Consider the following 21,779-nt stretch of genomic DNA (forward strand, 5'->3'; position numbering starts at 1 on the left):
CCGACAGCGCTTCAGCGTGGACCGGATGGTCACCGACTACCTGTCCGTCTACGACCACCTCACCCGTCGACCGCACCGCTGAACCCGGCCACCGCATACGAATCCGTTCCGCCGGCCACACACGCTGGCCTGCGTGCGCCGTCACCGCGTGACGCCGCCCCTGCACCTCAGGAGGCGACCGACAACCGGGCACACACCGAGCAGGTCTCCACCCCAACGGTCACTCCTCAGCCTCCTGCACGTCGCAGTCGACGCGCAGCGCGTCGCAGGCACGCTGCCAGGTGCCGTCCATCGCCCAGCGCCGTTTGCGCTGGTACACCGTCTACGTCGGACCCTCACCCTCTCGCCGACTACACTCCGTCACTTCCGGGGTTGGTCGCGCTCATACCGAATCTGCGGCAGATCCGCGCATTCGCTGTAGGCAGCGTACGGTCGGCGTCGGGTTTGCTAGGTGATCGGGGCGCGGTGGAAGCGGGGGCGGCGGCAGGTCAGTCAGCGGTGTCGTTCATGACGAGACCGGCGTTCTGGAGCGCTTGTCGGCCGGCCCACCCGCCAGCCACTGGAAAGGCCGAACCGTCTCGCAGGGCGTCCTCAAGCGGGCTGGCCCATACGTGCTCGATGAGCAGGACGATGACGTTGGTGCCATCCGGGACGCTGACCCCGATATCAGGGATGGGGGTTCCCTGCACGAGAAACCCGGTGGAATCCGTCGTGTAAGTGTTGAGAACCCGGCTAGCTCCAGCCGACCTCAACATTTTCCGGATGAGTTCCCCGTCCCAATCGTTGATCTCTTCGATCGCATGTTCGGTGATGGTGCGATCCTTGCCCTTGTTGATGGCGTAAATATCAAGCAGTCTGACAGCGTCGCTCGATCGGAGCAGGTTGATTTCATTCACTATCTCCTTTGGCAGCTCCGCCTGCTTGTAACCGAGGGCGAGGACTTGCACGGCACCGATCACGATTAACCCCTTCACCTCTGACAGACGCCGTCGTCCGCCACAGCCGGCGAGTACCCATGCCCGCTGCCACCCAAACGCTCATCGCAGCAAACACCCGTTACACTGGCCAGCAACAAGATCGTGACGTCTACTCCATCGGTCGAACGCGACGCCAGGCCTGCTTCCACCGGCCGCATGGGTGCTCGAAAGAGCGCACGACGGGCCCGTCACACGCTTCCTGACATTCGCCGCCGAACCCGAGAGCGGTCCCATCGAAACCTCACAAACAAGCACGTCTACCGCCAGTGCCGGTGCGGGCTGATTCGACGGCGGGCAATGCCGCCCCGGCCGTATTCCGGGCGGCGGCCCGGACGGGGTGAGACGAAGCCTCCCACACTGAGCGTGGTCACGTCGGTGGTCACACAGCAAGATCAAAGAGCCGTGATGGCGCGATATTCAGTGACAGAAGGCGTCATTTGATCACGGAACGTTGTGCCTGCTCAGCGTAGGTTCCGGCATCCGGCGGTACGTCGTGACAGAATTGTTACCAGACTGGCAGTGTGGGGGTCAGGGGTTCGAGTCCCCTCGGCTCCACCTTGTATTTGTGCAGGAAAATCGGCACCAGTCATCGACTGGTGCCGATTTTCCGTGATCTCGTGGTCGCGGCCATGGTCACCCAGCGCCCGACACTGCACTCCGGTGACGGGCGTGAGCTGGGCGGGCTCGTGCTGGCAGGAGTCCCGTGATCACGTTCGGCGACTTCGAAGCTCAAATGCCCGATTTGTGGTCGCTGCGTGTGACGGCTATTTACACAGATCGTGTCCCCTCCTACAGTTAGCGCATCGATGTGCATGATCACGGGGGCTGGTATCTGCATGGGCGTGTCGCGGCGTGCGTGGACGGCGGAGTTAGCAGCAGAGGGTGACGTAAGGGCTGGCGGTTTGCGCCGTGTCGAGCATCATCGCCGCCGGCACCCCCGGCGGGCTCACCTGGCTTGCCGACGACTCCCAGCGCGCCCCAGAACATCGCCATCGGCGTTGTCTGCCGGATGCCGTCAGACTCCTACGGCGATCGGCGTGGCAACCATCTTGCCTGTCCCGGCCTCACGGGCTTCGTCAATGGCGATAACGAGTTCCTGGGCCTGACCCGCCTCGGCACCTGCCAGCGCGCCTCACCACCGGCTGGCTCACCTCCGCTGACCCCATCTAGGACCTGGCGCAGCCGTAGCAATAGCACGGCCACTCCTATCCCTGTGCCGACGTCAAGGGCACATCTCACCGCTCGAACGCAGACTCGGAGGCATCAATGTCGATCGCGCGGGGAATCCGTGGCCGGAACAATCGGCACAGGTACGTCTGGCGAGCCCGTACAGCCGGGCTGGCCGCGCTCGTGATGGTGGCCAGCTCGCTCGTGGCGACCTCTACCGCCAGTGCCGAGCCCGCAGCGCTGGCTGAACCAGCCTGCGTCGATGAGCAGCCGGACGCGCGCAGCGCCGAGTCGATGGTGACGATCTGTCAGAGTCGGGTGGAGATTCTCTCCGAACGAACCGAGGTGTCGCAGACCTTCCTGAACCCGGACGGGTCGCGGACCTTGGAGGAGAGTCTGGCGCCGGTGCGGGTGCGGCGCGGGTCATCGTGGGTGCCGGTGAACACCACGCTGAAGGCGACATCGCAGGGAGTTTCGCCGAAGGCGTCGGTGCTGCCGGTCTTCCTCTCCGCAGGTGGCGACGGACCGCTGGCGCGGGTCGTGGACGGGAGCCGGGAGTTGTCGGTGTCCTGGCCGGATCCGTTGCCTGCACCGGAGTTGTCGGGGGACACCGCGATCTACCGTGAGGTGCTGCCGGAAACGGATCTTCAGGTCACCGCCAGCGCGTTGGGGTTCTCCCATGTACTCGTGGTCCGGACGCCGAAGGCCGCGAAGAACTCCCGGCTGTCCGAACTCCGGTTCGGGATGTCGACCAAAGGGGTGACCGTCAAGGAAGGCGACGGAGGGACGCTCGTCGCACACGACGACCGGGGATCCGCCGTGTTCACGGCCCCGGCACCGTTGATGTGGGACTCCTCGGTCGACTCGGACCTACCCGGCGGTGAGCTGAGGCTGACCTCTCCGCCGGCTGGAGCTGCTCCGGCACGCCGGAAGGGCCAGGATCCGGCCACGGCCGCGGCGGACAAGGCCGCGGCGGACAAGGCCGCGAAGGCGAAATCGGCGGACGCGGCGGCGCGGGAGCCGGCCGAGGGCGCCCGGCGGGCCGTGATGCCGGTCAAGATCGGTCGGAACAGCCTGACGATCGTGCCGGACAAGGCGCTGCTGAACAGTCCGACGGCGACGTTCCCGATCTACATCGACCCCGCGTGGACGGGAAACATCTCCGGTAGCGCGTGGACGACGGTGTGGAGCAAGTACAAGACCAGTTCGTTCTGGAAGAACGCCAGCGCGCTGAACAACGGCTCCACCAACGGCTCGGCCGGCGCGGGCCGGACCGAGGACTGCGCGGGGTGCGGTGACCACATCATCCGGTCGTTCTTCCGGATGGACGTCTCCGGCGTCAAGGGCAAGATCATCCAGGCCGCCACCTTCCGGATCGAACAACGCCACTCCTGGACGTGCAGCCCGAAGTCGAACGCCAAGCTCTGGCTGACGGGTGACATCTCGTCGACCACGACGTGGAACAAACAGCCGACCTGGAACAGCAGTTACACCGCACAGACCGCCGCGAACCGCAAGAACGGCGCGGTCCACGGCTGCCTGGGCGTCGGCCCGATCGAGTTCAACGTCCTCTCGATGGTCAAGAAGGTGGCGGAGCAGGACAAGAAGTCGACCATGACCGTCGGGCTGCGGGCGGTCGACGAGAGCACCAAGAACCAGTGGAAGCGGTTCAACCACTCCTCGCCGAAACTGGCCATCACCTACAACACCAAGCCGGCCGCGCCGACGGACCGGAAGTCGGACGGTAAGGCCTGCGCGACCGGCTCCGCGCGGCCTTACGTGTTGACCCTGACGCCGACCCTCGCCGCCCGGCAATCGGACCCGGACACCGGTCAGCAGTCGCTGACCACCTGGTTCCACTGGTGGCCGCTCGGCGGCTCACGGAACGACACCGACCGCGTCTCGCAGGCCTCGGGTAACCCCTCCACGGTGTCGCGCGCCATCCCGGCCGGCAAGCTGGTCGACGGTGGTACGTATGTCTGGCAGTCGCGTACCCATGATGGGAGCCACTACAGCGACTGGTCGGGAACCTGTGAGTTCGTTGTCGACGCGACGCCCCCGGAAACCCCCGCCAACGTGACCTCCACCGACTACCCGACCGGGGCCACACCACGCGGCGGTGTCGGCCTCGAGGGCACCTTCGAGGTCACCGCTCCGACGCTGCGCCGTCACGAGGTCAAGGAGTACGCCTGGACGCTGGACTCCGGGACCTACCTGAACGCCGCCACGGTCCCTGCCCGTAGCGGAGACTACGGTGCGACCCTCAAGGTGAAGCCGGTCCGAGACGGGACGCAGACCTTGCGGGTGTGGTCCAAGGACCATGCCGGACGCTACTCGGCGACGCCCAGGACGTACACCTTCGTCGTGCGGGCCGGCGCCGGCCCGGCGGCGCACTGGACATTCGACGAGGCCAGCGGGAGCGCTGGCGACGTGACCGAGCACGGCAACGAGCTTTCCCTGGCCGCTGGCGCGTCGCGAACGGCCGGTCGGTCGGGGGTGGGCAGCGCGTTGTCGGTGAACGGCACGACGGGACACGGAGTGGTGACCGGGGCGATTGGCTACCCGCACCCGGACACGAACGTGTTGACACCGATGCGCACGGATTCCAGCTTCACCATCACGGCGCGGGTTCGGGTCGATTCGACGAGCGGGGTGACCGGCCAGCGGACCATTGTCTCGGCCAACGGGTCGCGGGTGTTCGCCTACACGCTGGGTTACTCGGGCCCGGACAACCGCTGGCGGTTCGCCATGGCCGGTGCTGACATGGACAATCCCGCGTTGTTCTCGGTGTTGTCCAACAGTGCCCCCACCGCGGGCAAGTGGACCCACCTGGCGGCGGTCTACGACGCATCGACGACAACGCTGCGGCTATACGTGAACGGCGTCGCGCAGACGGCGACCGCGACGTTGAGTGGTGGCTTCAACGCGGCCACAGATGTGACCGTCGGTAAGCGAAAGTGGAATGGCGGGGACGACGGATTCTTCGCCGGTGCAATCGACGACGTGCGAATCTACAACTTCGCGGAGAGCGCGACCAAAATCGCCGAACTGGCGGTCCCGCTGCCGGCGGTGATCGCATTCCCCGGCGGCACCGAGGCGAACACGGGTGGTCAGCTTTCCGTCACCTTCAACGCGGGCGGGGATACCAACGTCACGAAGTTCCGCTACAGCGTTGGCAGCACCGCGGTGGACACCGAGGTGTCCGCATCCGCACCCGGTGGCACGGCGACAGTGTCGATCAATGTGGGCAGCGTGGTTGGAGAGCGTTCCCTCTTCGTCGTGGCCGTCGACGACGGCAACCGGCGCAGCGGACTCGCTCAGGCGTACTTCGAGGTGACCGCGGCGACCAGCCTCAGCGGTTCGGTGCTGGACGACGCTGACTTCAGTCCGCTGGTCGGTGCGGTGGTGACGCTGGAGCCGGGCGAATACCAGACGACGAGCGACAACTCCGGGGCCTACGCCTTCACCGGAATGCCACCGGGCACGTACACGCTCACGGCCAATTACGGCGACCGATGTGGTCTGACCGCCAGCGCGACGATCACCATCACCGCTGGTTCGCCACGGTGGCGAGATCTCTACCTCGCGCCGTACACGGACGACTCGGGTTACACCTGCACTAGCCGGACGGCCACGTTCGCCACTGCCAACGAGACGGTGCTGCCGCTGACCGGCGACAATGCGGTGACCGAGGTGTCGCTGCCGTTCGCCTTCCCGTTCTACGGTCAGGCGTACCTGTCCGGGTGGGTGGACACCAACGGCTATCTCACCTTCATCGACCCCGGTGGGTCGCATCCGAAGACCAGTGGTACCTGGCCGCTGCCGGCAGCCCCGAACGCGCTGGTCGCCCCGTTCTGGGACGACCTGGTGGTGGACGGGTCGGCGAGTGTGCGAACGGCGAGCACCGGCAGCGGAGCGGACCAACGGTTCGTGGTCGAGTGGCGCAACGTGCACCGCAAGGGCAACACCGCCCAGCGTCTTTCGTTCGAGGTGGTCCTGGCGCCGGACGGCACGATCACCACGAACTACGACGGTCTCACGAGCGATCCTGTGCGAGGTGCCTTCGCGGCGGTCGGTATCGAGGCGCCGGATGGGGAGATCGGTCTGTCGTACTCGGTGGACGAGCCTGCGCTGGCCAGCGGGCAGGCGGTCACCTTCGTGCACCCGCAGGAGGACGGCACGCTGGAGTTGCATGACCTTTCCGGGGTGTTGCGCGACGAGAACGGCAACCCGGTGGTGGGTGCGACGGTGACGCTCGACCCGCGTGGGTTGTCGACGACAACCGGCCCGGGTGGGGCGTGGGGTTTCGAGGATCTGGTGGCGGACAGCTACACCGTCTCGGCCCAGGTCGGGGCCCGCTGCGGCCGTAGCGCCGAGGACCAGGTGGAGTTGGACGACAACCGCACGGTCGACCTCCAGTTGGGCCCGGACCACGGAACGATGGGGTACGCCTGCGTGATAGGCGCGTCGGGCTACGTGGCGGCGTCGAACGTGGTGGCGCTGACCGGCGACGACGCCTGGGCGAACCTGAACTTGCCGTTCCCGTTCAGCTATCACGGCCGGCCGTACTCGAAAGCATGGCTGCACACCAATGGTTTGATCAACTTTGGGGTCGAGCCGGGCAACGTGCAACAGATCTGGGTGAACCCGACGATGCCGACGGCGGCGATTCCGAACGGGGTCATCGCCCCCTTCTGGGACGACCTGAATGTGGACTCGTCGGCCAGCATCCGTACCGAGCTGCTGGGTTCCGCACCGAATCGGCGGTTCGTTGTGGAGTGGCGCAACGTGCTGATGCAGGGAGTCGCCGCGCCGAACAACCGGGTGACCTTCGAGTTGATGCTGCACGAGGACGGGCGGATCGGGTTCCACTACGGCACCCTGACCACCCCGATCCAGCAGGGTGCGGGAGCCACTGTCGGCTTGGAGAGCACGGAGCGGGCCGAGGTAGCCGCCCTGTACTCCTTCCAGACGGCAGTAGTGCCGAGCAACGGGTCGATCGTCTACAGCCCGAACACGTCGGGCACGGTCCGGGGTACGGTGACCACTGCGGTGACCAGTGAGCCGGTCGCCGGTCGGACGGTGACCCTGACGCCGTCAGGGGCGACCACCACCACCGCTGGGGACGGCAGTTACGAGTTCACCGGAGTGCCGATCGGTGAGCACGTCGTTGCCGCCGCGACCGGTGACGACCGCTGTGCCGGCCAGTACGCCCGGGAGGTGTTCAACTTCGCCGGTGGAACCACCAGCCGGATCGACCTCTCGGTGATGATCGATGGCGACGAGTTCGGCTATGGGTGCGAGACCCGGTCGCAGCCCTTCATCCCGGGCAATGTGACCGAGTCGTGGAGCGGCGACGACACGGTGTGGCAGAAGAACCCGCCATTCCCGATCAAGCTGTATGGCGAGTCGTACACCTCGGCCTGGATCAGCGCCAACGGTGTGATGAGCTTCCGGAACCCGGCTTTCCACGGTTGGATCTACGCCAACTCGACCCCGATCCCGTCGCCGCCGTCGGAGGGTCGACCCAACGCCGCCGTATACGTGCACTGGAACGACTGGATCGTGGACTCGGCGGCCCGGATCGCCACCGCGACCAGTGGCACCGCGCCGAACCGGCGGTGGGTGGTGGAGTGGCGCAACGTGCACCTCTACGGTGACACCTCGGCCCGGGCCTCCTTCTCGGCGGTCTTCGACGAGAACGGCGACGTCACGTTCACCTACGCCGACATCAACCCCGTCCACGCAGGTGAAAGAGGGTCGGCGGCCACGGTCGGCATCGAGAACGGCGCAGGCACCATCGCGTTCCAGTACTCACACAAGGAAGCTGTGCTCGCCACCGGTAAGGGCATCTTCTTCAAGCCCAACCCGCCGGGCAGCGGCGTTGTCAGTGGCACGGTGACCTGCCAGGGAACGCCGGTGGCCGGGGCTACCGTGGCAATGGCTGGCCGGAGCGCCACCACCAGCGCCGGCGGCGGGTACCAGTTCGACGATGTACCCGGCGGGACGTACGCGGTGATCGCCACGCTCGGTTCCGGCCCGTGTGTCGGGTCCGCGGTGACGCCGGTGACGGTCGGCACGAACACCACGAGCGCGGTGAACTTCGACCGCGGCGCCACACCGTCCGGCGCCCGCTACACGATCGCCGAACAACCGGTCAGCTTCGTGCCGGCCGACGGCACGGTGCTGCCGCTGACCGGTGATGACGCCTACACCCCGATCACCCTGCCGTTCCCGGTCACCCACTACGGCCAGACGTACACCACCGCATGGGTCGACACCAACGGCCTGCTCACGTTCGTCGAACCCGCAGCCTCGTCGCCGGACGCCTGGCCAATCCCGTCATCGGCGGAGTCACAACTGCCGAAGGCGGCGATCTACCCCATGTGGCACGACTGGATCGTCGACGCCGACGCCAGCGTCCGGACGGCCACCACCGGCAGCGGGCCGAACCGCCGATTCATCGTCGAGTGGCGCAACGTCCGCTCGTACGAGGATCCGACGACCAGGATCTCCTTCGAGGTGATCATGGACGAGGCGGGAGGCTACACCTTCGCCTACAGCGACAACGACGGCACCAACATCGAGCAGGGCGGTGCCTCGACGATCGGTATCGACAACGCAGACGGCACCAGCGCTCTGCGCTACACCTACCGGCAGCCCGTGCTCCACCCCGGAACCGGACTGCGAATCGAACGCCTTCCGTAGGCCCGTTAGTTGCCTGGGACCGGTCCGATCGGACCGGTCCCGGCGATCCCGTCCATCCGTCCCTGCCCCTGGCTAACCAACTCGGCCTCGGAGGTATCACCGGTGAAGGCAACCCCTCGGTTACATTCGCTGTCGAACTCGGCACGATGGCGGCGACGTCGCCGCTCGACCCTGTCCGGCGTCATCGCGACGGTCCTCGCCGTGACTCTGCTGCAAGCCCCGGCGTCAGCCCGGCCGGAGGACCGGTTGTCGGTCGAGCCCGAGGCTCGTCCTGTGCCGACGGTGCCGGTCACCGATGTGGCGACCACCGCGCCGGCACGAGCCACCGCGATGCGCAGCGCCAGTGCCAAACCGGCGCCGGTCTGGCCGTCGGCCGCGACGGCCGTGGCCGAACTGGACACCAGCGCCACGGTCGTCTCGGCGCGGGTCGGTGGCCTACCGGTCCGGGTCGAGCGAGCCGGGGACGGGTCGACCCCCGCGCAGCGGCTGCGCGCCCAGGGGCTGGACGCGCAGCGGGTGCGGGTGCAGACCTTGGACCGAAAGACCACTGAGCGGGCCGGAATCCGGGGTGTGCTGATGCGTGTCGGTCAGGCCGATACCGCTGCGGCCCGAGCCGACGCCGGGCCGGCCGACCTGCGGATGACAGTCGACTACTCGTCGTTTGCCACCGCCTACGGCGCCGACTGGGCTACCCGGCTGCGGTTGGTGACCCTGCCGGAGTGCGCGCTGACCACGCCGGAGCAGCAGCGCTGTGCCGGAACGCCGCTGAAGTCGCGGAACAACCCGGTTGCCCAGACGGTGTCGGCCCAACTACCGGTAGCGGCGGCAGGCACGCTGGTGGCGGTGGCAGCAGGCGCTTCCGGGCCGGCGGGTGACTACTCGGCGACCCCGTTGCAACCGTCGTCGACCTGGTCGGTCGGAGGCAACACCGGTTCCTTCAACTGGTCGTACCCGATGCGGGTGCCGCCGGCACCGGGCGGGCTGGAGCCCGATCTGGCGTTCGGCTACTCGTCCCAGTCGGTGGACGGCCGGCACGCGGCGTCGAACAACCAGCCGTCCTGGGTCGGCGAGGGGTTCGAGTTCTGGCCGGGCGGCTACATCGAGCGTCGGTACCGCTCGTGCGCCAAGGACACCGGAGGAAACAACACCACCAAGACGTACGACCTGTGCTGGGAAACCGACAACGCGACGCTGCACCTCGACGGTTTCTCTGGCGAACTGCTCTACAACTCGTCCGAGCAGAGGTGGCACCTGCGTACTGACGACGGGGCGCGGATCGTTCGGCACACGGGCGCGGCCAACGGCGACGAGAACGGCCAATTCTGGACGCTCACCACCACCGACGGCACGCAGTACCGGTTCGGCTCGAACCGGCTGCCCGGCTGGACCTCTGGTGACCCGGTGACGAACTCGGCGTGGAACGCGCCGGTGTTCGGCAACGACGTGAACGAGCCCTGCCGGGAGCCTGCGTTCGCCGATTCCTCCTGCGAGCGCACCTGGCGGTGGAACCTTGAACACGTCGTCAACCTGAACGGCGACTCGATGTCGTTCTGGTACACGAAGGAGACGAACAAGTACGGCCGGAACAAGACCGCGAGTGACGCGGTCAGCTACGACCGTGGTGGCTACCTGAAGCGGATCGATTACGGCACCAGGGTGACCGCCGGGCGTGATTCGGCGCTGGACAACGGTGCCAGCGCTCGGGTGGTCTTCACCGAGGCGGATCGGTGCCTGAGCAACTGCACCACCAAGGATGAGGTGCGGTGGCCGGACACCCCGTGGGACTCGGAGTGCACCGGCTCGACCTGCGTCGACAAGTTCAGCCCGACGTTCTGGTCCAGCAAGCGGTTGAGCGCGGTCACCACGCAGATTCGTAGCGGCAGTGGGTTCAGCAACGTCGAGCGATGGAGCCTGACCCACGGGTTCCCCGACCCGGGCGACGGCACCCGGGCTGGTCTCTGGCTGGAAAAGATCTCCCACGAGGGCCTGGTCGGCGGCAGCACCACGCTGCCCGACGTTGAACTCACCGGCATCCAGTTGGCGAACCGGGTCGACACCATCGACTTCGCCGCGGCGATGAACTGGTGGCGCGTCGCCCGGATCCGCAACGAGACCGGCGGAACGATCAACATCACCTACTCCGGGGAGGACTGCGTCGCCGGCAGCACCCCGACCGCGCAAACGAACACCAGACGGTGCTATCCGGTGCGGTGGACCCCGGAGGGTTACCAGTCGGCGGTGACCGACTGGTTCCACAAGTACGTCGTCACCACGATCTACGAGATCGACCACACCGGCGGGTCGCCGCCGTTCGGCAGCCCACGGAAGGCCTACTCGTACAGCTACCTCGACGGTGCCGCCTGGCGTTACACGGATGACGACGGGCTCGTCGACAAGGACGAGAAGACCTGGTCGGTGTTCCGTGGTTACGGGCGGGTCGGGGTGACCGTCGGTGACGCTGGTGAACAGAGCTACACCGAAACTCGCTACTTCCGGGGCATGCACGGCGATCGTGCAGGACCCTCCGGCGGCACGAAGAGCGCCAGCCTGGACGGCATCACCGATCAGGACTGGTTCGCCGGCATGGCCCGCGAGGTCACGGTCCGTAACGGACCGACTGGAGCGGTGGTCTCCCGCGAGGTCAGCGATCCCTGGGCGTCGGGCCCGACCGCCTCTCGGACGGCCAACGGTGACACGGTGACCGCCCGCTTCGTGCGGGTCGGGACCGCCCGCAGCTACGTCGCGCTCGACGGCGGTCGGGGCGAGCGGGTTACCCGGACCACCACCAGCTTTGACAGCCTGGGCATGCCAACGCAGGTGGATGACTTCGGTGTGGAGGGCACCACTGGCGACGAGCGGTGCACCAAAACCGATTACATCCGCCGCGACACCAAGTGGCTGATGGATCGGGTCCAGCGGACTCGGGACTTCGCGGTGTCCTGCTCGGCCAGCAACGGCACCCTGACAGAGGCCGATGTCATCGGAGAGACCCGACTCTCCTACGACGACGCGGCATACGGGACGCTACCGGCGAACAACAACGACGTTCGTGGTCTGCCGACTCGTACCGAGGTGATGGCGGCGTGGAATGCCGGTGCACCGAGCTTCGTCACCAAGGAACGGACCGCGTACGACAGCCACGGCCGACCCACGTCGAGCTGGGACGCGATGAACTTCCTGACCACCACCACCTACACGCCGGCGCTCGGTGGGCCGACCACCCAGGTGGTCGTCAAGAATCCGCGAAACCACGAGACCAGGACGACCCTCATTGCGGCGTGGGGATCTGAGAGCAGCATTCTCGACCCGAACGAGAAACGGACCGAGCTGGCGTACGACGCACTCGGCCGACTCACTTCGGTCTGGCTGCCCAACCGGAGCAGAGCCACTGAGTCGGCGAACATGACCTTCGGATATACGGTCCGCAACAACGCGCCCACCGCCGTACGTACCTCGAAGCTGAACGCCGAGGGCAACTACGTCAGCTCGTACGAACTGTTCGACGGTCTGTTGCGAACGCGGCAGACGCAGGCACCGTCTCCCGCGGGCGGTCGGTTGATCACCGAGACGTTCTACGACACCGCTGGGCGAAAGGTACGTGAGTACGACAAGTACCATGCCAGCGGTACCCCCGGCACGACGTTGGCCACCGCTGTGGACGGCGCGCACATCCACACCCAGAACCGTATCGAGTACGACGGTGCGGGCCGACCGACCGCGGTGATTTTCCAGCCGTACAACGCCGAGCGGTGGCGCACCTCCATCCAGTACGGAGGAGACCGGGAGGACGTGACACCGCCGACCGGCGGTACCGCGACCTCGACGATCACCGACGCCCGGGGCAACCGAGTGGAGCAGCGTCGGTACCACGGCGCGGCCCCGACCCCATGGACGAGTGGCTCCTGGGACACCACCACCTACACCTACAACCGCAAGAACCAGCTGACCGAGCTCACCGACGCTGCCGGCAACTCCTGGACCTACACCTTCGACATCCGAGGCAGGCAGATCCAGGTCGACGATCCGGACAGCGGAACCAGCACCTTCACCTACGACAACGCCGACCGGATGACCAGCAGCACCGATGGTCGGAACCGAAAGCTGGCCTACCGGTACGACCAACTCGGCCGGAAGATCGGGGTGTACGAGAACAGCACCAGCGGAGTGCTCCGGGCCGAGTGGCAGTACGACACGCTGGCCAAGGGCCTCCTGACCCGGAGTATCCGGGAGGTCGACGGTCTCGCCTACCAGGTCGAGTACCTCGGCTACACCGACTTCTACCGGGAGACCGGCGTCAAGTACGACATCCCGACCACCGAGCCGGGAATCGGCGGTGCGTACCTCTACGAGAAGACCTGGAACCTCGACGGCAGCCTGAGCGCCGTCACGCTGCCCAACACCAACAGTGACCTGCCGGCGGAGACCCTGCGCTACGGATACGACGCACTCGGCCAGCCCAAGACGCTCAGCCGAGTGTCGGGAAGCACGACCAGCAACTACGTGCCGGACACCGACTACAACGCGCTGGGGCAGGTCGAGAACATCGAACTGTTCACCGGCAGCGGTGCTCGGGTCTGGCAGGGATTCGACCGGGAACTGGAGACCGGACGGATCACCGACTTTGTGACCAGCCGCGACGCCATCAATCCGGACGTGCTGGCTGACCTGAAGTACAGCTACGACGACGCCGGGAACATCACCCGGATCGCGGATCAAGCGCCAGACCCCGTCGACGACACCCAGTGCTTCGCCTACGACCATCTGCGCCAGCTGACCCAGGCGTGGACGCCGGCCTCCGGCGACTGCGCCGCCCCCCGCTCGGTGAATGCCCTGGGCGGCCCGGCGCCGTACTGGCACTCCTGGACGATCAACGCCATCGGCAACCGGACCAGCCAGACCGTCCACACCGGCTCCGGTGACCAGGTCACCACCTACACCTATCCGAGTGCCGGCGCGGCACGCCCGCACGCCCTGACCGCCACCGCCGGGGCTCAAGTCGGTTCCTACACCTACGACAACTCGGGCAACACCCTGACCCGGCCCACCGCGACCGCCGGTACCCAGACCCTGACCTGGGACCATGAAGGCCGCTTGGAGTCGACCACCGATTCCACCGGCGTCACCAGCTACCTCTACGACGCCGACGGCAACCGGCTCATCCGCCGCGACCCCACCGGCACCACCCTCTACCTACCCGGCCAGGAGATCCGCCACAACACCACCACCAACCAGAGCTCCTGCACCCGCTACTACACACACGCCGGTAAAACGGTCGCCTCCCGCTCGGCCGCCGGCCTGACCTGGCTGGTCGAGGACCACCAGCGCACCGCGCAGGTGGCGGTGGACGCCGCCACCGGTACGGCCACCACCCGCAGGCAGACGCCTTACGGGACGGTCCGCGGCAGCGCGCCTGGATGGCCGAACGACAAGGGCTTCGTCGGCGGCACGGTGGAGAACACCGGACTCGTGTTCATCGGCGTCCGAGCGTACGACCCGACGACTGGCCGGTTCATCAGCATCGACCCGCTCCAGGACCACGATGACCCACTCCAGTGGCACGGCTACGCCTACGCCAACAACTCGCCGATCACCTTCAGTGACCCGGACGGCCTCAAGCCCCTCATCACCGACAGCGTCCAAGGCGACGAGAAGCACTACCGCGAGACCGGCGAGAAGGTCGTCTACCAGAATGGGAAGTGGACGTCGAACAAGCCCGTCTCGGGTAAGAGCGGCGGGGGTGGAAAGCCCGACATCTTCCGCTGTGACAAGCAGACCACCTGCCACATCCGTGGCCAAGACAAAGACACCAAGAACGTCGTCTACGAGTGCAACTCGCCAGGATCATGCATCATCGAAAACCGCGGACGCGGCAGTGGGGCGGTATACAACTGCAATGTGCCCGGTGCGTGCAAGGTTGACGCTGACTGTCGAAATGGCCAGAAATCGTGCTCCGTCGGAAACTCTGCTGTGGATGGCAAACTGGCGTGTCGCGTCAAGGACTCCTGCATTTACTACATCTGGAAGCATTCACCAGCAGCACCCGGCAAGGATGCGCAAGAGTTTCACGCCGTTAAGGATTTCTTTATGATGCCGGCGGCGTACGCTTCGTCGGGCACTGCGGGGGGAGCCGCAATTGGCTGCGCTGCCGGTTTGTTGGGTGCGGGAGTTGCGTGTCCGGTGCTGGCCGCAAAGGGTGCTCTGATCGGTGGCGTGATTGGTTTTGAGGTTGGGCTCTACTACTACTACGAAGCCTATTTCGAGTCGAAGAAGCCCAAGCCGATTTGGATGGTCCCCGAGCGTGTTGAGTTGGCGCGAGAATGAGCGTGCGGCAAGAAAGGGGGCCGATGCGAAGGTGTACACTCCTAAGATGAGGACATGGCGTCGCTTGGTGGTAGCGATTGCTAGTGGCGTGGCAGGAGGACTGCTGTTCGTGTGGCTTGTCCCCGACCGAGGTCACTCAGTGGCAACCTTCTTAGTCTGGTTGGTCGTCTGGACTCCCTCGTTCTACTGGTTCGGGCTCCGTCCAACTATGGGTAACGAGGGGCAGCCAAAGGTCAACCGCCCCGCGCCTCCCAGGGCAGAGGGGAGCGGTGACTCGCGAAAGCCACAGTCCTCGTGAAGGAAGTGACGTGGACCATCGGTTCACCGAAGAGCGCCTTCGTGAGCGATTCGAAGGCGATCATCGATGCGCCGCAGCGCTGGTAAACCACTGACCGCCCTGGCGGCCGTGGTGGGGCTCGTCCTCACCACGGCCTGCGGGCCGAGCGGCGAAACCTCCCCGACCGGCGGCCGGGAGCGGCCGGCCACCACGTCGACCGACCCGCACAGCACCGACCCGGCGGTAACCGGCGTGCAGCCACTCTATGATCTGAGCCCCGAACTCGAGGATCAGATCGGCACAGTGCTGATCGGTTCGGCCCTGGGTATCGACGGCGTTGCGGAGGTGCCGCTCCAGTCGCCATACATGGACGACCTCCTCTCCGGGGCGTGCGGTACCGAGCCGGGAAACGGCGTATACCTGAGTGCTTTCGGGCAGCGCCGTGAGTGGAAGGCGCCGCACGTTCGGATCCAGCAGTTCGCTGGCGGATGGGGGGTCAGCCCGGCGGCCGAGGCGGTTGCCCAGGTTCGTGGCCGGCTCGGGTGCGGCACCTACCAGGATCGAGAAGGGCTGCATCGGGTTCTCGGCGAGCGGGAGCTTTCCCCCCTGAGCGGGCTCGACGACCAGCTGATGTTCTGCGAGGTGATCAACGAGGAGGGGCCAGAGGGCCCGACCCACCTCTGCACCGTGCTGCTGGCTCGGGGTGAGATCGCCTCCAGGATCCAGACCCGGGCCGCCACCGCCGAGCGGGCCGAGCAGGTCGCCCGGGAACTGGCCGTTCCCGCAGCCAGGCGCCTCGCAGCGGTGTCGTGAGGTAGACAACCGTGATGGGTTCCGTGGCGTCCGCTGGTTGAGTCGACCAGCGGACGCCACTGAACGGGGGACCCGAGCCGCTGTGCCCACGCGGCGGCGCGCAGGCGTCAGTCAGGCTCGGAGACCTGTGCGGGCGGGATCGGCCCGGGCGGGTCGACATTGTCGCGATCGCCAGGTCCGTCGCGGTGTGGAGCGCCGGGGACAGGTCGGTCCTGGCCGTCGTTGCCGCGGATGCGTACCGCCACACCGGTGACCGCGTCGAGCGGTTCCGGCCCGACGGCTCGCGAGTCGTACGACACCGGGCGGTTGTCGCCGACCACGAACACCCGGCCCGGCGGTACGTCGACGGTGGGGAACGGATCGGTGGGGCCGGCGACGTACGGCTCGGTGAGCGCGGCACCGTTGACAAGTAGTGCCGGGCAGCGACCGTCGGGGCCGGCCGGGCAGCCGACCGTGTCGCCGGGGAGGCCGAGTACCCGCATCACTGCGTCGAAGTCCCGGCCGTTGTCGGACCGACGTAGCAGGACCACATCACCCCGGCTCGGGGAGAGGGTGCGGTCGAAGACGAGCCGGTCGCCGATGGTGACGGTGGGCGACATGGCATTACTCGGCTGGATCACGGTGAAATGGTCGGCCCGGCCGAGCAGCGTGGTCGCAGCCAGCGTGGTCAGTACGGCGAGCCCGCCGGCTGTGGCGATCGCGGTGCGCCGCAGCCGACGCCGCCGTCGGGCAAGGTTCAGCACCTGCCGGGCCAGCTCCGGCCGAGTGCTGATGGTGGCGGCCGCTGTGGCGGCCAATGCGCGCAGCTGCTCGGCGGTCTCGGCGTGCCGAGGGGGCAGGTCGGTCATTGGGCTGCCTTCTGAGTCGAGGGTGGGGCGGACCTCATCCGGGTCCGAATCTTGTCCAGGCCGCGGGCAAGGTTGCTCTTGACCGTGCCGACCGAGCAGCCGAGCAGATCGGCGGTCTCCGCCTCGCTGCGGCCTTCGAGTACCCGGAGCACCACCGTGATCCGCTGTCGGGGCGGCAGCGCGGCGAGTAGCTCGTCGAGGTGGGCCCGAGCGGCGATCCGGTCGGCATGATCGCCGGCCGGGCAGGGCTGTTGCTGGTCTGTCTCGGCCGGCACGGGCACCAGGTGGCGACGTCGGCCGCGGTCCCGGGCGAGGTTGACAAGTGTGGTTCGAACGTACGCCTCGGGTGTGGTGGGTCGGGGTGACCAGTGTCGGGTCAGTCGCAGCAGGGCGGTTTGCAGCGCGTCCTCGGCCTCGGCGTCGTCGGGCAGCAGCAGGCGGGCGAATCGGAGCAGCCGGTCGCCGTGGGCCTTGACGAAAGCGGTGAAGTCTCGCTCATCCGAGGGTGTCACGTCCCTGAAGACGAGATCGGCCGGCGCGGGGTTGCACGTGTCGTGGACCGGTACGGAATCATCGCGGGCGGATCGAAGGTCGGGACGGTACCGTTCCAGCCATGCGCTACGTGCGGCTCGACACGTCGAAACCCCTGTCCAAGATCGGCCTTGGTACCTGGCAGTTCGGGTCGCGGGAGTGGGGTTACGGCCCGGATTACGAGCGGTTGGCGGCGGACATCGTCCGGCGGGCCGTCGAGTTGGGTGTCACCGTCTTCGACACCGCCGAGGTGTACGGCTTCGGCCGTAGCGAGCGGATTCTCGGCGCGGCGCTGGCCGCCGATCGGGACAAGGTCACCATCGCGACCAAGATATTTCCGGTGTTGCCGGTGGCGTCCGTGGTGCAGCAGCGGGCGGTGGCCTCGGCGGCCCGGCTCGGGGTCACCAGCATCGACCTCTATCAGGTGCACCAGCCCAATCCGGTGGTCAGCGACCAGAGCACCATGCGGGGCATGCGGGCTCTTCAGGACGTCGGCCTGGTGGGCGAGGTGGGGGTCAGCAACTACAGCCTGCGCCGCTGGCAGGTCGCCGAGGCGGCACTGGGCCGTCGGGTGCTGAGCAACCAGGTCCGCTACAGCCTGCTCGACCGCAAGCCCGAGGAGGACCTCCTGCCGTACGCGGAGCAGGCCGGCCGTCTGGTCGTCGCGTACAGCCCACTGGCGCAGGGGTTCCTGTCCGGGCGGTACGACGCGAATCATCCCCCGGTCGGCGCGGTACGCCGGGCGAATCCGTACTTCCTGCCGGAGAACCTGGTCCGTGGCACGGCCCTGATCGAGACGCTGCGCCAGGTGGCCGCCGCGCACGACGCCACACCGAGCCAGATCGCCCTGGCGTACGTGTTGCGGCACCCGAACGTGGTGGCGATTCCGGGGGCATCCACGGTGGAGCAGTTGGAACGCAACGCCGCCGCTGCCCAGATCGACCTGACCGAGGACGAGTACGCCGCTCTGGTCAACGCGGCGCGGGCGTTCCGCCCGGTCACCGGGCTGGCCGCCGTACCGGGAATGGTGCGGGCCCGCGCCGGACGCTGATCCGGAGCGACCACCCCTACCTGCCCTTTGCTCTGCTTCAACCCACGCAACGGTTACTGTCCGCAAGCGCCGCCGTCCGCCTTCCGCAACTGCTGCCGGATATCGACCCTGCTCGGGCGCTATTGCGTGGGTTGAAGCAGAGCAAAGGGGGAGCAGGTTGGTAGGGGCGGCGCCGACGTGGATCGCGGAGAGTGACAATCCGCTGGTCGACGCGCCGCACACCGCCGCGGTGGTCTGCGAGCGGTGCGCAGGCGCCATCTCCCGGGGGTGCGGGGGCGGTCGGTCAGGGCAGGTCGCGGGCGTAGCAGACGGAGAGGGGCGCGCCCCGGTACGGGCCGAAGTTCTCGATGCGGTGGTAGCCCTCGCGTTCGTAGAAGCGCATCGCCTCGGGCTGGGCGGTGCCGGTCTCCAGCAGCAGGGTGCGTACGCCCGCCTCTCGGGCCTGGTGTTCCAGGGTGCGCAGGATGGCGACGGCGACGCCGGTGCCCCGGGCCGACGGGGTGACGTACATCCGTTTGATCTCGGCGGAGCCGGGGTCGAGCAGACGCAGCCCGCCGCAGCCGATGGCGGTGCCGTCGGCGTCGCGGGCGACGAGGAAGACGCTGACGCTCGCGGCGCTGGGTGGTTCCCCCGGCTCGTGGTTGTCGTTGCCGTAGCGGGCGTCGAGTTCGACGCGTTGCGCCTCGCGCAGCCGGGCCGCGTCGGCCGAGTCCCACGCTTCGTGGTCGATGGAGACCATGCGACGTTCCTTCCCGCCGTGATTCCGTAACGAGCGTTACCGTAACGTACGCTACGGACCGGATCCAGCGCCGGGGAAGAGGTACGGATGGCCAGACGACGTGACCTCGCCGACCAGCAGCAACGCCTGTCGGCGGCGACCTGGTCGGTGCTGGCCGAGCGGGGACTGCCCGGCCTGACCCTGCGGGCGGTCGCCGAGCGGGCCGGCTGCACCACAGGCATGGTGCTGCACACCTTCGCCGACAAGCAGGCCCTCCTGGTGCACGCCCGCGAACTGTTGCATCGGCGTACCGGCCAGCGGGCCGACGCGGCTCAGGCCGCCGCAGACACACCCCGGGCCGCGCTGCGGGCCGTACTGTGGCAGGCCGCGTCACCGACCGAGGAGAAACGGGAGGAGGCGCGGGTGTGGGTGGGGTTCCTCGCCGCCGCGCTGGCCGACCCGGTCCTGGCCGACCTGCACCGGTCGTACAACCGTCGGTTCGTCGACCGGGTCGCCGCCCTGGTCGCCGCGGTCCGTCCCGACCGACCGCCGGCGGACTGTCGCGCCACCGCGACCAGCCTGGTGGCGCTGGTCGAGGGGCTCAACGCGCTCGCGGCCGTCGACCCGGCCACCTACTCCGACCAGGCCCAGCGCAATGCCATCGACACCGCCCTCGCCCGCCTCGACACCCGCCCGTGACGGTCGACGTGCCTCAATGGACAGCGCTGATCAGGCCGGCTCCAGGTCACAGTCGAGTCGGTTCGCCTCGGCCAGGGCGATGGTGTGCGGATGAGCCTCACCGAGCACCCGCCGGAACAACGGCGAGTCGACGGCAGGCGCGCTAGCGTTGGGTGGGTGACCGCTCCGAATCCGGCAACTCCGGTCCCACCGCCCGATCTGCCCGGCACGCTCGGCGCGCTACGCGCCGCGGGATGCCGGTACCGCACAGTCAAGCAGGAGCTGCGCGACAACCTGCTGGCCCGGCTGCGAGACGGCGGGCCGCGGTTCGCCGGCATCGTCGGGTACGACGACACAGTGTTGCCCGAGGTGGAACGGGCGCTGCTCGCCGGGCACGACATGGTGCTGCTCGGTGAGCGTGGCCAGGGCAAGACCCGGCTGATCCGATCCCTGGTGGCCCTGCTGGACGAGTGGACCCCGGTGATCGCCGGGTCGGTGCTCAACGAGCATCCCCTGCACCCGATCACCCCGGCGTCCCGGGCGCTTGTCGCCGAGGTCGGCGACGACCTGCCGGTCGGCTGGCTGCACCGCTCGATGCGCTACGGCGAGAAGCTGGCCACCCCGGACACCAGTGTCGGTGACCTGATCGGCGACGTCGACCCGATCCGGCTTGCGCAGGGGAGGACCCTCGGCGACCCGGAGACGATCCACTTCGGCCTGGTGCCGCGTACCAACCGGGGCATCTTCGCCGTGAACGAGCTGCCCGACCTGGCCGAGCGGATCCAGGTGGCGCTGCTCAACGTGCTGGAGGAACGCGACATCCAGGTACGCGGCTACCAGCTGCGACTGCCGCTGGATCTGTTCCTGGTGGCCAGCGCCAACCCGGAGGACTACACCAACCGGGGGCGGATCATCACCCCGCTCAAGGACCGGTTCGGTGCCGAGATCCGTACCCACTATCCGGCCGACCTGGAGTTGGAGCTGGCGCTGATCCGGCAGGAGGCCGACCTGGTCGCCGAGGTGCCGGAGCACGTGCTGGAGGTGCTAGCCCGCTTCGCCCGCGCGGTGCGCGAGTCGCCGTCGGTGGATCCCCGCTCGGGGGTCTCCGCCCGGTTCGCGATCGCCGCCGCGGAGACGGTCGCCGCCGCCGCGCTGCGTCGCGCCGGCCTGCTCGCCGCCGCCGCCGCGCCGCCCGGCGACGACGAGGTGTTAACAGGGGGCCCTTCCTCTACCGGAGACGTTAATAAGGTGCCCTTCCTTGCACCGGAGGCGGTGGCGCGGGTGGGGGACGCGGTGTCGGTGACCTCCACGCTGCGCGGCAAGGTGGAATTCGAGAGCGGTGAAGAGGGCCGGGAGATCGAGATCCTCGGTCATCTGCTGCGTACCGCCACGGCCGAGACCTTCCGGGCCCGGTTGGCCGGGCTGGACCTGTCCGGATTCACCACGCTGGTCGAGGACGGCAAGGCGATAGAGACCGGCGAGCTGGTCCCGGCGACCGATCTGCTGCGTCAGGTGGGCACTGTACCCGGCCTGGCGAAGGTGCTCGACCGGCTCGGCGTCGGTGACGCGCCGAGCGCCGGACAGGCCGCCGCCGCGATCGAGTTCGTGCTGGAAGGGCTGCACCTGAGCCGTCGGCTGGGCAAGGACGTGACGGATTCGGGGCGCACCCGCTACGCCGGCCGGGACTGAG

Annotated in this window: 10 protein-coding genes; 6 read left to right on the forward strand and 4 right to left on the reverse strand. The window is 67.8% G+C overall.

The annotated features are described in order from the left end of the window. Positions 1–488: 488 nt before the first annotated feature. Positions 489–959 (reverse strand): hypothetical protein, encoded by a 471-nt coding sequence (locus Vgi01_RS17670; RefSeq protein WP_204291739.1) that lies wholly within the window; start codon positions 957–959, stop codon positions 489–491. Between the two features lie 1,284 nt (positions 960–2,243). Here Vgi01_RS17670 and Vgi01_RS17675 point away from each other — a divergent pair. From Vgi01_RS17675 to Vgi01_RS17685, 3 genes are all read left to right on the forward strand, one after another. Beyond that, the gene (locus Vgi01_RS17675) at positions 2,244–8,852 is read left to right on the forward strand and encodes an NIDO-like domain-containing protein (protein WP_239089028.1); all 6,609 of its coding nucleotides are present in this window, start codon (positions 2,244–2,246) and stop codon (positions 8,850–8,852) included. Between the two features lie 201 nt (positions 8,853–9,053). Beyond that, a complete protein-coding gene (locus Vgi01_RS17680; RefSeq protein WP_204291740.1) occupies positions 9,054–15,173 on the forward strand; it encodes an RHS repeat-associated core domain-containing protein in 6,120 nt (2,039 codons plus the stop codon). Positions 15,174–15,579: 406 nt separating this feature from the next. Continuing rightward, on the forward strand, positions 15,580–16,263 hold the full coding sequence (locus tag Vgi01_RS17685; protein WP_204291741.1) for a hypothetical protein: 684 nt from the start codon (positions 15,580–15,582) through the stop codon (positions 16,261–16,263). Between the two features lie 107 nt (positions 16,264–16,370). Here the strand turns inward: Vgi01_RS17685 and lepB are convergent, their stop codons facing one another. Next, positions 16,371–17,111, reverse strand: a complete 741-nt coding sequence (gene lepB, locus Vgi01_RS17690) for a signal peptidase I (protein WP_204291742.1) — start codon at positions 17,109–17,111, stop codon at positions 16,371–16,373. After that, positions 17,108–17,623, reverse strand: coding sequence for a SigE family RNA polymerase sigma factor (locus Vgi01_RS17695; RefSeq protein WP_204291743.1), 516 nt, complete (start codon positions 17,621–17,623; stop codon positions 17,108–17,110). The genes lepB and Vgi01_RS17695 overlap by 4 nt, the downstream gene beginning before the upstream one ends. A 101-nt stretch (positions 17,624–17,724) precedes the next feature. On the opposite strand from Vgi01_RS17695, the gene Vgi01_RS17700 reads away from it, so the two are divergent. Then, positions 17,725–18,693 carry an aldo/keto reductase gene (locus Vgi01_RS17700; protein ID WP_204291744.1) on the forward strand — a complete coding sequence of 323 codons (969 nt, stop codon included), beginning with the start codon at positions 17,725–17,727 and terminating at the stop codon, positions 18,691–18,693. A gap of 283 nt (positions 18,694–18,976) precedes the next feature. On the opposite strand, the gene Vgi01_RS17705 is transcribed toward Vgi01_RS17700, so the two are convergent. Then, a complete protein-coding gene (locus Vgi01_RS17705; RefSeq protein WP_126711672.1) occupies positions 18,977–19,432 on the reverse strand; it encodes a GNAT family N-acetyltransferase in 456 nt (151 codons plus the stop codon). An 87-nt stretch (positions 19,433–19,519) separates the two neighbouring features. Between Vgi01_RS17705 and Vgi01_RS17710 the strand changes: the two genes are divergently transcribed. Together Vgi01_RS17710 and Vgi01_RS17715 are read left to right on the forward strand one after the other, a co-directional pair. Beyond that, positions 19,520–20,110 carry a TetR/AcrR family transcriptional regulator gene (locus tag Vgi01_RS17710; RefSeq protein WP_204291745.1) on the forward strand — a complete coding sequence of 197 codons (591 nt, stop codon included), beginning with the start codon at positions 19,520–19,522 and terminating at the stop codon, positions 20,108–20,110. Between the two features lie 156 nt (positions 20,111–20,266). Continuing rightward, positions 20,267–21,778, forward strand: a complete 1,512-nt coding sequence (locus Vgi01_RS17715) for a magnesium chelatase ATPase subunit I (RefSeq protein ID WP_204291746.1) — start codon at positions 20,267–20,269, stop codon at positions 21,776–21,778. Position 21,779: the final 1 nt, after the last annotated feature.

Origin of the sequence: Micromonospora gifhornensis, assembly GCF_016863515.1 — a bacterium.
In the GTDB taxonomy this organism is placed as follows: Bacteria; Actinomycetota; Actinomycetes; order Mycobacteriales; family Micromonosporaceae; genus Micromonospora; species Micromonospora gifhornensis.